This window comes from Paraburkholderia sp. USG1 (assembly GCF_031570135.1).
In the GTDB taxonomy this organism is placed as follows: Bacteria; Pseudomonadota; Gammaproteobacteria; order Burkholderiales; family Burkholderiaceae; genus Paraburkholderia; species Paraburkholderia dioscoreae.
Genome location: NZ_JAMWXW010000001.1, coordinates 235514 through 248632, shown reverse-complemented (window position 1 = coordinate 248632; position 13119 = coordinate 235514). Strand labels below are relative to the sequence as shown.

Annotated in this window: 12 protein-coding genes; 11 read left to right on the top strand and 1 reads right to left on the bottom strand. The window is 61.9% G+C overall.

Annotation, left to right across the window (positions count from 1 at the left end; all coding sequences use genetic code 11):
* Position 1: 1 nt before the first annotated feature.
* Complete coding sequence (locus tag NE850_RS01190) at positions 2–775, top strand: MBL fold metallo-hydrolase (protein WP_007181341.1); 774 nt, start codon at positions 2–4, stop codon at positions 773–775.
* Between the two features lie 136 nt (positions 776–911).
* On the opposite strand, the gene NE850_RS01185 is transcribed toward NE850_RS01190, so the two are convergent.
* Entirely contained in the window at positions 912–1610 is a 699-nt protein-coding gene (locus NE850_RS01185) for a Bax inhibitor-1/YccA family protein (protein WP_007181342.1), read from the bottom strand.
* 289 nt (positions 1611–1899) lie between these two features.
* Between NE850_RS01185 and ndk the strand changes: the two genes are divergently transcribed.
* From ndk to hflX, 10 genes are all read left to right on the top strand, one after another.
* On the top strand, positions 1900–2325 hold the full coding sequence (gene ndk, locus NE850_RS01180; RefSeq protein WP_007181343.1) for a nucleoside-diphosphate kinase: 426 nt from the start codon (positions 1900–1902) through the stop codon (positions 2323–2325).
* 161 nt (positions 2326–2486) lie between these two features.
* The gene (gene rlmN, locus NE850_RS01175) at positions 2487–3638 is read left to right on the top strand and encodes a 23S rRNA (adenine(2503)-C(2))-methyltransferase RlmN (RefSeq protein ID WP_007181344.1); all 1152 of its coding nucleotides are present in this window, start codon (positions 2487–2489) and stop codon (positions 3636–3638) included.
* Positions 3639–3853: 215 nt separating this feature from the next.
* The gene (locus tag NE850_RS01170) at positions 3854–4972 is read left to right on the top strand and encodes a helix-turn-helix domain-containing protein (RefSeq protein WP_007181345.1); all 1119 of its coding nucleotides are present in this window, start codon (positions 3854–3856) and stop codon (positions 4970–4972) included.
* An 86-nt stretch (positions 4973–5058) separates the two neighbouring features.
* The gene (gene ispG / locus NE850_RS01165) at positions 5059–6375 is read left to right on the top strand and encodes a flavodoxin-dependent (E)-4-hydroxy-3-methylbut-2-enyl-diphosphate synthase (protein WP_007181346.1); all 1317 of its coding nucleotides are present in this window, start codon (positions 5059–5061) and stop codon (positions 6373–6375) included.
* 21 nt (positions 6376–6396) lie between these two features.
* Positions 6397–7737, top strand: coding sequence for a histidine--tRNA ligase (gene hisS, locus NE850_RS01160; protein ID WP_165186549.1), 1341 nt, complete (start codon positions 6397–6399; stop codon positions 7735–7737).
* Between the two features lie 78 nt (positions 7738–7815).
* Complete coding sequence (locus NE850_RS01155; RefSeq protein ID WP_007181348.1) at positions 7816–8445, top strand: tetratricopeptide repeat protein; 630 nt, start codon at positions 7816–7818, stop codon at positions 8443–8445.
* Between the two features lie 86 nt (positions 8446–8531).
* Entirely contained in the window at positions 8532–9677 is a 1146-nt protein-coding gene (gene bamB, locus NE850_RS01150; RefSeq protein WP_007181349.1) for an outer membrane protein assembly factor BamB, read from the top strand.
* Positions 9678–10119: 442 nt separating this feature from the next.
* The gene (der, locus tag NE850_RS01145; RefSeq protein WP_007181350.1) at positions 10120–11457 is read left to right on the top strand and encodes a ribosome biogenesis GTPase Der; all 1338 of its coding nucleotides are present in this window, start codon (positions 10120–10122) and stop codon (positions 11455–11457) included.
* A 153-nt stretch (positions 11458–11610) separates the two neighbouring features.
* Positions 11611–11847 carry an RNA chaperone Hfq gene (gene hfq / locus NE850_RS01140; RefSeq protein WP_006051315.1) on the top strand — a complete coding sequence of 79 codons (237 nt, stop codon included), beginning with the start codon at positions 11611–11613 and terminating at the stop codon, positions 11845–11847.
* A 30-nt stretch (positions 11848–11877) separates the two neighbouring features.
* Positions 11878–13092, top strand: coding sequence for a GTPase HflX (gene hflX / locus NE850_RS01135; protein ID WP_007181351.1), 1215 nt, complete (start codon positions 11878–11880; stop codon positions 13090–13092).
* The last annotated feature ends 27 nt before the right edge of the window (positions 13093–13119 follow it).

Below are 13119 nucleotides of genomic sequence, written 5' to 3'. Positions count from 1 at the left end.
CGTGAGGTTCGCGAGTCTCGGCAGCGGCAGTGAAGGCAATGCCCTGCTGGTGGAAGCGCAAAGCGGCGCGACCACCACGCGCGTGCTGCTCGACTGCGGCTTTTCGGCAAAGGAGGTCGAGCGGCGTCTGACGCGGCTCGGCGCGAGCGTCGAAGGTCTCGACGCGATTCTGATCACGCATGAGCATAGCGACCACATTGGCAGTGCGCTGACGCTGGCGCGCAAGTGGTCGATTCCGTTGTATATGAGCTGGGGGACCGCCCGCGCGGTGGGAGCCGACAAAGCCGATATCGACCTGCAGGTGCTGTGGGGCGACGAAGCGGTGGCGATCGGCGACCTCAGCATTCTCCCTTACACCGTGCCGCACGACGCCCGCGAGCCGCTGCAATACGTGTTCTCAAACGGCGCGAGCCGGCTCGGTGTGCTGACGGATGTCGGTACGTCCACGCCGCATATCAGCGCGATGCTGAGCGGTTGCGACGCGCTGGTGCTCGAATGCAATCACGACGTGCGGATGCTGGCGGGCAGCCGCTATCCGCAGTCGCTGAAAGCGCGCATCGGCGGCAATCACGGGCATCTGAACAACGACGCGGCGGCTCAAATTCTGGCCTCGCTCGACCGTTCGCGATTGCGCCATCTAGTCGCCGCGCATCTGAGCCAGCAGAACAATCTGCCGGAACTGGCGCAGGCGGCTATGGCCGGTGTGCTGGGCACGGCGCCCACGGACGTGGTGGTGGCTTCGCAGGACGACGGGTTTGCGTGGCTGAGCGTGTAATCCACGCCAGATGCCTCTTGCTCTCCCGGCGCGGCGGACGTCGCGGCGCCAATGAAAAAAGCCCCTAACGATCGCTCGTTAGGGGCTTTGTCCTTTCAAGGGCGAGGCGTTTCGAACGCCGCGCCCCGAATCAGGCTTAGTTGCGGTTGCCGCCGAAGATACCGAGCAGCGCCAGCAGGTTGACGAACACGTTGTACAGATCCAGGTAAATCGCGAGCGTGGCAGTGATGTAGTTCGTTTCACCGCCGTTCACGACGCGCTGAACGTCGAACAGCATGTAGGCCGAGAAGATCACGATGGCGAGGACCGACACTGTAAGCATCAGCGCCGGCAGGTGCAGGAAAACGTTCGCGACCGACGCCAGCAGCAGCACGATCACGCCCATGAACAGCCACTTGCCGAGACCCGAAAAGTCGCGCTTGCTGACCGTGGCGATGGTTGCCATCGACGCGAAGATCACACCAGTGCCACCGAAGGCGAGCATGATCAGCGACGGGCCGTTCGAAAAACCGAGCACGAAGCTCAGGATGCGCGACAGCATCAGGCCCATGAAGAATGTGAAGCCGAGCAGCACGAACACGCCGGCCGCGCTGTCTTTGGTTTTCTGGATGGCGAACATGAAGCCGAAGGCGATCGCGAAGAACGCCAGCATGCTCATGGCGGGACTCGTGGCGGCGAACAGCGAGAAACCCGTGGCGAGGCCCACCCACGCGCCGAGCACTGTCGGAATCATGGACAGCGCGAGCAGCCAGTAGGTGTTCCGTAGCACGCGGTTACGCGTTTCGACCGTGCTGACCGCGCCATTGCGGCCAAAGCTATACGGATGATCGTTCATGGTCTCTCCTTACCTCAGAAGCAAGTTACGTATGGTTGTGAAGCGGGTTTAGCGAGCCGCGCCGTGGGAATTTCTGTCACCGGCCGCGGCGCTCTCATCCCTAAGATTGGCGCGCGGGCAGGGAGTTTCAATGCCCTGAAAATACCGACACTGCCTACGCTACCAGTATTCGGAAACTCCTGCTTGGAGTCTTTCAATGTTGTAAGGGTTCAATCGCAATCATACACGGGAACATGCTACAATAGCGGATTCATTTGAATCTGTAACCTCTTAATTTTTTGGAGTTTTTATGGCGATCGAACGCACCCTGTCCATTATCAAGCCGGACGCAGTGGCCAAGAACGTGATCGGCCAGATCTACACCCGTTTCGAGAACGCTGGTCTGAAGATCGTGGCATCGCGCATGGTTCACCTGTCGCGCGCCGACGCGGAGAAGTTCTACGCTGTGCACGCTGCACGTCCGTTCTTCAAGGACCTGGTCGATTTCATGATCTCGGGCCCGGTTGTCGTGCAAGCGCTGGAGGGCGAAAACGCCATCCTGAAGCACCGTGATCTGATGGGTGCAACGGACCCGAAGAAGGCGGAAAAGGGCACGATCCGCGCCGACTTCGCAGACAGCATCGACGCGAACGCAGTGCACGGTTCCGACGCGCCTGAAACGGCTGCAGTTGAAATCGCGTTCTTCTTCCCGCAAGTGAACGTCTACTCGCGTTAAGCAGGACTTGCCATGCCGGATTCGTGCCGCCGACTGGATTTATCGCACGAATCGCCCGGCAAAGTAGTAAGGTAAAAGCAGCAGGAATGGGCGCGAACGGCATGGCGTTCATGCAGCTTGTTGCATGAACGTAGTCTCGCACTGAAATGGCAGGATTCGATATGACGAGCAGTCCCACCGTCAACCTTCTCGACCTCGACGCCCAAGGGCTTGTCGCCTACTGCGACAGCCTGGGCGAGAAACCGTTTCGCGCCAAGCAATTGCAGCGCTGGATTCACCAATACAACGCTGCCGACTTCGACGGCATGACCGATCTGGCGAAGTCCTTGCGCGAAAAGCTCAAGGGGCGCGCCACGATCTCGATGCCGGGCATCGTCAGCGACCATATTTCGACCGACGGCACACGCAAGTGGCTGATCGATGTCGGCAACAGCAACGCGGTTGAAACCGTCTACATTCCCGAAGAAACGCGCGGCACGCTGTGTGTATCGTCGCAGGCCGGGTGTGCGGTCAATTGCCGTTTCTGTTCGACCGGCAAACAGGGTTTTTCTCGCAATCTCACCACCGGCGAAATCATCGGTCAGTTGCGTATGGCCGAGTTCGCGCTGCGCGCGTCGCGCGGCGTGGACGGCGGCCGCGCCACGGGTGGTGACGGCAAGGGCGAGCGCGTCGTCACGAATGTCGTGATGATGGGCATGGGCGAGCCGCTGCTCAATTACGATGCGGTCGTGCCGGCCATGCGCCTGATGCTCGACGACAACGCGTATGGTTTGTCGCGCCGCCGTGTCACGCTGTCCACTTCGGGTGTCGTGCCTATGATGGACCGGCTCGGCGCCGATCTGCCCGTGGCGCTCGCGGTATCCTTGCATGCCCCTAGCGATCCATTGCGTGACATGCTGGTGCCGTTGAACAAAAAGTACCCGCTGCGCGAATTGATGGCGGCTTGCCAGCGCTATCTGAAGGTCGCGCCGCGCGACTTCATTACGTTTGAATATTGCATGCTCGACGGCGTGAACGACAGCGAAGCGCAAGCGCGCGAGTTGCTGGCGGTAACGCGCGACGTGCCGTGCAAGTTCAACCTGATTCCGTTCAATCCGTTCCCCGAATCGGGCCTCATCCGCTCGAAACCGGAACAGATCAAGCGGTTTGCACAAGTGTTGATGGACGCGGGCGTCGTCACCACGGTGCGTAAAACACGCGGCGATGATATCGACGCTGCCTGCGGTCAGTTGGCCGGTGCGGTGAAGGACCGCACTCGCCTCGCTGAGCGCACCGGGAAGGCGGCGAAGATTATCGAGGTTCGCGCCGTGTAATCGTGCGGGACGGTAGGGTGCCGGTGTTCGAAGAAGCTCTGCGAACGCGCGAAGACCTGCCGTATCGGTGTCGATTGAAAAGAAAGTTTGCAGAAGCGATCGGAAGCGGCGCACAAGGCCGCGCATTTTGTTATAAACGGTCTGCGATTTGGACGTGAGGCTTGAGCCCGTCCGGGTTGCACAAGTGAAAAAGAATCGACGCGAAAGGATTTGGGATGAGTGAGCCGCAGCACCCGCAGCCGCAGGACACAGACACGAACGAAGGCCATCCGGCGCCGGTTGCACGGGCGGTGGTGCAGCCCGTTGTGCAGCCGGGCATGGATTCGTTGGCGGCGGTTGGCGCGCGCTTGACCCAATTGCGTGAATCGAAAGGCTGGACAATCGAGGACGTATCGGCGCGTCTGAAAGTGTCCGCCATCAAGTTGCGCGCGCTCGAATCGGGCGACATCAGCCACTTGCCGGACACCACTTTCGCACTGGGTGTGGTGCGCAGTTACGCGAAGATGCTCGGCGCCGATCCCACGCCGTTCACGGCGGCATTGCGGCGCGAGAAAGGCGTGGCCGCGCCGGATCTGTCGATGCCGGCGTCGTCGGGTAAGGATTTGCCGCGTGGCCGGGTGTCGCTTTCGCTGGGCGGCAGCGGGCAAAAGAGCCGCTCGTGGTTGTGGGGCGTGGCGGCGGTGATCGTCGCGGTGATCGCGCTGGGCATGTGGCATACCAACGGCGGCGATTCGTCGGCGTGGCTTGCGCGGCTGAAAGCGAGTGCGAATGGTGCCGCTGGTGGCGCGACCGGCGCATCGGGCGCGGTGGCGCAAGGTCAAGCGGCGGGTTCCGAAGCAACGGCGGACGAGGCCGCGTCCACGCCGGACGCGCAGGTGGCAGCAGAGAATGCAGCATCGGCCACGCTGATGCCTGCGCCGCTTGCCACTGGCACGACGCCGTCGTCGGCGCCGGCGCCGGCGGTTACGGCGGCAGCGGCCGCGCCCAAGGCCGGGTCGCAGGCCCCAGCTGCCACAGCGCCGGGCGCAAGTGCGCCGGCGGCGGTGGTCGCGGGTGCGTCGGCGGCAACGGTGGCGCCGGCTGCCGGTGAGGCAATCGTCGCATTGCGCGTGACGCAGGACAGCTGGTTCAGCGTGCGTGGACAGGATGGCAAGGAAGTGTTCTCCGGCCTTGTGCACGCAGGCGATACCAAAGAAGTAACGGGTGTGGCGCCGTTCAGGATCACGGTTGGCAACAAGGCCGGTCTTGAATCGCTGACGCTCGACGGCCAGCCGGTCGATCCGTCGAAATATGCGGCGGCCAAAGGTAATGTGGCGCGCTTTGCGCTGCCTTGACAGATACGGTATGCGCCGCGGCCAACCGGTCCGCGGCGCTTTTTCAATTCAGGCGCTACGTCTCTTGAGTGGCGCATGCGGCGTAAATGGGTTTTTCGATGCATTCCGAAGCTCAATCCCAATCCAGTAGCAAGATCGTTTCCAACGAGCCGGTGTTCGGCGGCCAGGCCGCGCGGCGCAAGTCGCACGCGGTCGACGTCCGCTGGGGCGGCCAGCTCGTCACGATCGGTGGCGACGCGCCCGTGCGCGTCCAGTCCATGACCAACACGGATACCGCGGACGCCATTGGCACCGCAATCCAGATCAAGGAGCTGGCGCAGGCCGGCTCGGAACTGGTGCGTATCACGGTGAACACGCCGGAAGCGGCTGCGGCCGTGCCGGCCGTGCGCGAGCAGCTCGACCGCATGGGCGTGTCGGTGCCGCTCGTCGGCGACTTCCATTACAACGGCCATTTGTTGTTGCGCGATTACCCCGCCTGCGCGGAGGCGTTGTCCAAGTACCGGATCAACCCGGGCAACGTGGGCCACGGCGCGAAGCGCGACACGCAGTTCGCGCAGATGGTCGAAGCCGCGGCCAAATACGATAAACCGGTGCGTATCGGCGTCAACTGGGGCAGTCTGGATCAGGATCTGCTCGCAAAGATGATGGACGAGAACGCCGCGCGTTCCACGCCGTGGGAAGCGCAAAGCGTGATGTACGAAGCGCTCATCCAGTCGGCGATCGGCTCGGCGGAGCGAGCGGTCGAACTCGGTCTGTCGCGCAACCAGATCATTCTGTCGTGCAAGGTTAGCGGCGTGCAGGATCTGATCGCCGTGTACCGTGAACTCGCGCGCCGTTGCGATTTCGCGCTGCATCTCGGCTTGACCGAAGCAGGCATGGGCTCGAAAGGCATCGTGGCATCGACCGCGGCATTGTCCGTGTTGCTGCAGCAGGGCATCGGCGACACGATCCGTATTTCGCTTACGCCGGAACCGGGCGGATCGCGCACCGGCGAGGTGATCGTCGGCCAGGAAATCCTGCAGACCATGGGTCTGCGCTCGTTCACGCCGATGGTGATCGCGTGTCCGGGTTGCGGCCGTACCACCAGCACGCTGTTCCAGGAACTGGCGTCGCAGATCCAGACCTATCTGCGCACGCAGATGCCGGTGTGGCGCGATCAGTATCCTGGCGTCGAGAAGATGCACGTCGCGGTGATGGGTTGCATCGTCAACGGTCCGGGCGAGTCGAAGCAGGCCAACATCGGCATCAGCTTGCCGGGTTCGGGTGAGAATCCTGCCGCGCCGGTGTTCATCGACGGCGAAAAGGTGAAGACGCTGCGCGGCGAGAACATTGCGCAAGAATTCCAGCAAATCGTGAGTGACTACGTCGAGCGCCGCTACGGCCGCGCCGACGCGCTCAATTAAATATCGGCTATCGAAAGACAGATGACTGAACAGAAGAAAAAGCTCGAAAAGCTGTCCGGCGTGAAGGGCATGAACGACATCCTTCCGCAGGAAGCCGGGTTGTGGGAATTTTTCGAAACCACCGTCAAGTCGATGCTGCGTTCGTACGGATACCAGAATATTCGTACGCCGATCATCGAGCATACGCAGTTGTTCAAGCGCGGTATCGGTGAAGTGACCGACATCGTCGAGAAAGAGATGTATAGCTTTACCGACGCGCTCAATGGTGAAAATCTGACCATGCGCCCGGAAAATACGGCAGCGGTGGTGCGCGCGGCGATCGAACACAACATGCTGTACGACGGTCCGAAGCGCCTGTGGTACATCGGCCCGATGTTCCGTCACGAGCGTCCGCAGCGCGGCCGTTATCGCCAGTTCCATCAGGTCGGCGTGGAAGCGCTGGGCTTTGCCGGTCCGGACGCCGACGCTGAAATCATCATGATGTGCCAGCGCCTGTGGGACGACCTCGGCCTGATGGGCATCAAGCTCGAAATCAACTCGCTGGGTCTCGCGCACGAACGCGCGGCGCATCGTGTCGAACTGATCGCGCACCTCGAAAAGCACATGGACGTACTCGACGAAGAAGCGAAGCGTCGTCTCTACACGAACCCGCTGCGCGTGCTCGATACGAAGAATCCGGCCATGCAGGAAGTCGCGCAGAACGCGCCGAAGCTGATCGATTTTCTCGGCGAAGAATCGCGCGCGCACTTCGACGGTTTGCAGCGCATTCTGAAGGCGAACAATATTCCGTTCACGATCAATCCGCGTCTCGTGCGCGGTCTCGATTATTACAATCTGACCGTGTTCGAATGGGTGACGGACAAGCTCGGCGCGCAAGGCACCGTCGCGGCCGGCGGCCGTTACGATCCGCTGATCGAACAGCTCGGCGGCAAGCCCACGGCAGCATGCGGCTGGGCAATGGGCATCGAGCGGATTCTCGAATTGCTAAAAGAAGAGCAACTCGTGCCGGAAGACGAAGGTTGCGACGTGTACGTGGTCCACCAGGGCGACGCGGCGCGCGAACAGGCCTTCATCATCGCCGAGCGTTTGCGCGACACGGGCCTCGACGTCATCCTGCATTGCAGTGCAGACGGTCAGACGGCCAGCTTCAAATCGCAGATGAAGCGTGCGGATGCAAGCGGCGCGGCCTTCGCGGTGGTGCTCGGTGAAGACGAAATCGCCAACGGCACGGTCGGCGTGAAGCCGCTGCGCGATACGAATGCTAACGGCGGTAAAAACGAGCAACACAACGTGCCCGCCGAAGACTTGACCGAATTTCTAATCAATGCGATGGTTGCAACCGCCGAAGACGGCGACGACTGATCGCGATGTCGTCGAGCCGGTTGGTTTTCAATCGGACTCGACGCGCACATGTAGCAAGAAAGAGGAAATCGCCGGGCAATGAGTTACCACGACGAACAAGAATCGATTGAAAGTCTGAAGGCATGGTGGACGCAGTGGGGTAATGCAACCACATGGATCGTGCTGGTGGCGCTGGTGGCCGCGGCCGGCTGGAACGGCTGGAATTTCTGGCAGCGGCGCGAGGCGGCGGAAGCCGCCGTGCTGTATGACCAGGTGCAGCAAGCCGTGGCATCGGGCGACAAGGCAAAGATCACGCGCGTCGCCGCCGACATGGAAGACAGGTTCAGCCGCACCGCGTATGCGCAGATGACCGCGTTGGGCGCCGCCAAGGCGCTGTACGCCGCGGGCGACGAAGCCGCCGCGAAGGCGCAACTGCAATGGACCATCGATCACGCAAAAGATGACGAGTTCAAGCAGATTGCGAAACTGCGTCTCGCTTCGCTGCTGCTCGACGACAAGGCTTACGACCAGGGTCTTGCGCTGCTCGCCGAACCGCAATCCGACGCGTTCAAAGGCATCGTGGCGAACGGCCGCGGCGATCTGCTCGCCGCTCAAGGCAAGCGTGACGATGCGCGCGCGGCCTACAAGCTCGCGCTCGACTCGCTGTCGAAAAACGATAGTTCGGCACGCCAGTTGATTCAGTTCAAGCTGGACGCGCTGGGCGGCTGATTGCCGCATGTAAGCGCCATAATTAGCGCCGCATGTAACGACCAGTTGGTCTCTTTTAACTAATTTCCTGAATGCTTCGTCCACCGATGAATCTGCTGAAACGTTACGCTGTGCCCGTTGCCTGTGCGATGACCGTCCTCACCATGGCGGCTTGCTCATCCACGAAAGACGAGCGCCGCGTGCCGACGCCGCTCACCGAGTTCAAACCCGTGCTCGACGTGCAGCAGGCCTGGAAGGCGAGCGTCGGCAAGGCAGGCCGTTACCTGTTTTCGCCGGTGGCGGTCGGCAACGCGGTGTACGCGGCTGGCGCGAACGGTTCGGTTGCGAAGATCGATGCGCAAACCGGTCAGGACATCTGGCGCATCAAGCTGCATGACGACCTCTCGGCGGGTGTCGGCAGCGACGGCACGCTCACGGCGGTCGGTGGCCTGAAGGGCGACGTCTACGTGCTCGGCGCGGACGGCAAGCAGTTGTGGACTGCCAAGGCGCCGGGCGAGATCATTTCGCCGCCGCTCGTCGGCAATGGCCTCGTGGTGGTGCGTACGGTCGACGGCCAGATCGTCGCGTTCAATGCACAAACCGGCGAGCAGCGCTGGAACTACCGCAACCGCGCGGTGCCGCTCAATCTGCGCGTCTCGTCGGGCATGACGTTCGCGGGCGACGCAGCCGTGCTGGCCGGTTTCCCGGGCGGCGCGTTCGCCGCGATCAACCTGCAGACGGGCGACAACTACTGGCAAACGCCGGTGTCCTATCCGAAGGGCGTGACGGAAGTGGAGCGTATCAACGACGTGACCGGTCCGCCCACGCTGGTCGGTTCGGAAACCTGCGCAGTGACGTTCCAGGGTCAGATTGGCTGTTTCGACGCGAACTCGGGCCGCGCGGTGTGGGAAAAAGCGTTTTCGAGCACGAGCGGTCTGGCGCAGGATGACCGCGCCGTGGTCGCGGCGGACGACTGGTCGGTGGTGTCGGCGTTCGACGTCGCCAGCGGCGCGCCGCTGTGGAAGAACGACAAGCTGAAGAACCGCGACCTGAGCGTGCCGTTCATTCTGGGTCACGCTGCGGTGCTGGGCGACTACCAGGGTTACGTCCACTTCCTGTCCCGCGACGACGGTACGCTCGTCGCCCGCGTGAAGACCGACGGCAGCCCGATTACCGCCGCGCCGGTGCTGGCCGGCGAGACGCTGGTGGTGCTGACGCACGACGGCGACCTGTACGGCTACCGCCCGCGCTGATCGCGCGAGGCCAATCGCCGTCTGGCGTGCAGGCCGGCTTTGCCGGCCGCACGCGTTTCAGAAGAGTTGGTTGCAAGGCAGAGTAAGTAGAAGAATTACGCCGGACTGGCTGGTCCGGCAAGTCGGATCAGATATGGCACACGGGCTACGTGGCCATCGGTGGCTGCTTGCGGCGCCATCATCGACGGCATCTTCGCAAATACCGCGGAGAATCGTATTCGAACTGGCGTGCGAGTCGTCGAGCAGGGAGACTGAACCTGGCGGCCCCTTGCACCGCCCCATACAGCCAAACCCCCGTCCACTCCGGTGCGCATATTGACAGCACATCCGGAGCTGGCCGAATTCGTGATAATTTTCGTCAAACGCTGCCGTGTAGCGGCCGCATGGCGTCGCTACGCGGACGGTCGATTTCGATCCCGCGTTTCACCGTGAACAACATCTGATGAAACCCGTTATTGCCCTCGTTGGGCGCCCCAATGTGGGGAAATCCACGCTGTTCAACCGGCTCACGCGCTCGCGTGACGCGCTGGTTGCCGACCTGCCCGGTCTCACCCGCGATCGCCACTACGGCGAAGGGCGCACCGGCGAGCGGCCGTATCTGGTCGTCGATACAGGCGGTTTCGAGCCGGTCGCCAAAGACGGCATCCTGCACGAAATGGCGCGTCAAACCCGCCAGGCGGTCGAGGAATCGGACATTGTCGTGTTCATCGTCGACGGGCGCAATGGCCTCGCGCCGCAGGACAAGTCGATCGCGGACTATCTGCGCAAGGTCGGCCGGCCGATTTTCCTCGTCGTCAACAAGGCGGAGGGCATGAAGTACAGCACGGTCGCCGCCGATTTCTACGAACTCGGACTCGGCGACCCGCGCGCGATTTCCGCGGCGCACGGCGACGGCGTCACGGAAATGATCAACGAGGCGCTCGAAGTCGCCTATGCCGGCCAGCCTGAAGAAAACGACGACGAGAAAGCCGCACGCGGCGTGAAGATTGCGATCGTCGGCCGGCCGAATGTCGGCAAGTCGACGTTGATCAACGCGCTGGTGGGTGAAGAGCGCGTGATCGCGTTCGACATGCCCGGCACCACGCGGGATTCGATCTACGTCGATTTCGAGCGCGGCGGCAAGCCATACACGCTGATCGATACAGCCGGCCTGCGCCGCCGCGGCAAAGTGTTCGAAGCGATCGAGAAATTCTCGGTGGTGAAAACGCTGCAGTCGATCTCCGACGCGAACGTCGTGATCCTGCTGCTCGACGCGCGCCAGGATATTTCAGAACAGGACGCGCACATCGCCGGCTTCGTAGTGGAGCAGGGGCGCGCGCTGGTGGTGGGCGTGAACAAATGGGACGGGCTCGATCCGCATGTGCGCGAGCGCACCAAGGCGGACCTCGAGCGCAAACTAAAATTTCTCGACTTCGCCAAATTCCATTTCATTTCCGCCGCGGAAAAAACCGGAATCGGCCCGTTGATGCGCTCGGTCGACGACGCCTACGCCGCCGCCATGGCCAAGCTGCCGACGCCGAAGCTCACGCGCGCGCTGATCGATGCCGTCGAGTTCCAGCAGCCGCGCCGCCGCGGTCCGGTGCGCCCGAAACTGCGTTACGCGCACCAGGGTGGACAGAATCCGCCGATCATCGTGATTCACGGCAACGCGCTCGACGCGATCACCGAAACCTACAAACGCTACCTCGAAAACCGCTTCCGGGAAACTTTCAAGCTGACTGGGACTCCATTGCGAATAGAGTTCAGATCGTCGACGAACCCTTACGCGGATAAAGGCTAAATCCAGGCTGAAACCCGCATGCGCACTGGCTTTGGCCGCCTGGCCAGGTGCCTCGCGCAAAAATGAAAATCGGCTATAGTGTAGCGGTTGACGGCGGATCTCTTTTTCTTCGTCGTCAATTAAGTCAACCTGCAAAAAAATACGGAGTTTGCTATGAGCAACAAAGGGCAATTGTTACAAGACCCGTTTTTGAACGCACTGCGTAAAGAGCATGTGCCGGTGTCGATCTATCTGGTCAACGGCATCAAGCTTCAAGGGAACATCGAATCGTTCGACCAGTACGTCGTGTTGCTCCGGAATACGGTCACCCAGATGGTCTACAAGCACGCAATCTCGACTGTCGTGCCAGCCCGTCCGGTGAATTTCCACCCGGATTCCGAACAGTCCTAACCCTCGTCGCGGCCGGCGTAACGTCGCCCGTTGGCGATTACTCCCGGCCGCCTCATTTTGATATCCTCCAATTTGATCAATGCAGCGCTTGTCGGCATCGACTTCGGTAAGATCGATTTCGAAGCCAGTCTCGAAGAACTCAGCCTGCTCGCGCAAAGCGCGGGCGCGAATCCCCTGGTCACCCTCACCGGGCGCCGGTCCAGCCCCGATGCCAAGATGTTCGTCGGCAGCGGCAAGGCCGAAGAACTGCGTCTTGCGTGTGAGGCGAACGACATCGAACTCGTCATTTTCAATCATGCTCTGGCGCCTGCGCAGCAGCGCAATCTGGAGCAGGCGCTTAACCGGCGCGTGATCGATCGCACCAGTCTGATCCTCGACATTTTTGCGCAACGCGCCCGCAGCCATGAAGGCAAACTGCAGGTGGAACTCGCGCAGTTGCAGTACCTTTCCACGCGACTAATCCGCGCATGGACTCACCTGGAGCGGCAAAAAGGCGGTATCGGTTTGCGCGGCCCGGGTGAAACGCAGCTCGAAACCGACCGCCGTTTGATCGGCGAGCGCATCAAGGCGCTTAAGACGCGGCTCGAGAAATTGCGCCGTCAGCACGGCACGCAGCGTCGTGCGCGCAGCCGCAATCAGACCATGTCCGTGTCGCTCGTCGGTTACACGAACGCGGGTAAATCCACGCTGTTCAACGCGCTCACCAAGGCTCAGGCGTACGCCGCCGACCAGTTGTTTGCGACGCTGGATACGACCTCGCGGCGCGTCTATCTCGGCGACGAAGCGGGGCAGGTCGTGGTGTCCGATACGGTCGGTTTCATTCGCGAACTGCCTCACCAACTGGTGGCGGCATTTCGCGCCACGCTTGAAGAAACCATTCACGCCGACCTGCTGCTGCACGTGGTCGATGCGTCGAGCGCGGTGCGGCTCGATCAGATCGATCAGGTGAACGAGGTGTTGCACGCAATCGGTGCGGACACCATCCGGCAGGTGCTGGTCTTCAACAAGATCGACGCGGTGCCGGAGTTGGCAGCCCGTGGGGACGCGGTCGAGCGGGACGAGTATGGTAATATTTCGCGCGTCTTTTTGAGCGCGCGCACAGGGCAGGGGCTGGACACACTGCGCGCTGCCATCGCTGAAATCGCTACTGCCGAACCTCTTCCCGAAACGCTGGTCGATCTTTCGGAAGAAGACCGGTCGGCGGCACCACGCGACGACCGCAAGGTTCCAGAACTCGGGCATTGACCCGTTCCAATTGCACTGACCCGCTGT

What these genes read in the sequence shown, in the direction of transcription:
- ndk (WP_007181343.1), top strand. Translation starts at nt 1,900, where the DNA reads ATGGCGATCGAACGCACCCTGTCCATTATCAAGCCGGACGCAGTGGCC.
- ispG (WP_007181346.1), top strand. Translation starts at nt 5,059, where the DNA reads ATGGGTTTTTCGATGCATTCCGAAGCTCAATCCCAATCCAGTAGCAAG.
- bamB (WP_007181349.1), top strand. Translation starts at nt 8,532, where the DNA reads ATGAATCTGCTGAAACGTTACGCTGTGCCCGTTGCCTGTGCGATGACC.
- der (WP_007181350.1), top strand. Translation starts at nt 10,120, where the DNA reads ATGAAACCCGTTATTGCCCTCGTTGGGCGCCCCAATGTGGGGAAATCC.
- hisS (WP_165186549.1), top strand. Translation starts at nt 6,397, where the DNA reads ATGACTGAACAGAAGAAAAAGCTCGAAAAGCTGTCCGGCGTGAAGGGC.
- NE850_RS01170 (WP_007181345.1), top strand. Translation starts at nt 3,854, where the DNA reads ATGAGTGAGCCGCAGCACCCGCAGCCGCAGGACACAGACACGAACGAA.
- rlmN (WP_007181344.1), top strand. Translation starts at nt 2,487, where the DNA reads ATGACGAGCAGTCCCACCGTCAACCTTCTCGACCTCGACGCCCAAGGG.
- NE850_RS01155 (WP_007181348.1), top strand. Translation starts at nt 7,816, where the DNA reads ATGAGTTACCACGACGAACAAGAATCGATTGAAAGTCTGAAGGCATGG.
- hfq (WP_006051315.1), top strand. Translation starts at nt 11,611, where the DNA reads ATGAGCAACAAAGGGCAATTGTTACAAGACCCGTTTTTGAACGCACTG.
- NE850_RS01185 (WP_007181342.1), bottom strand. Translation starts at nt 1,610, where the DNA reads ATGAACGATCATCCGTATAGCTTTGGCCGCAATGGCGCGGTCAGCACG.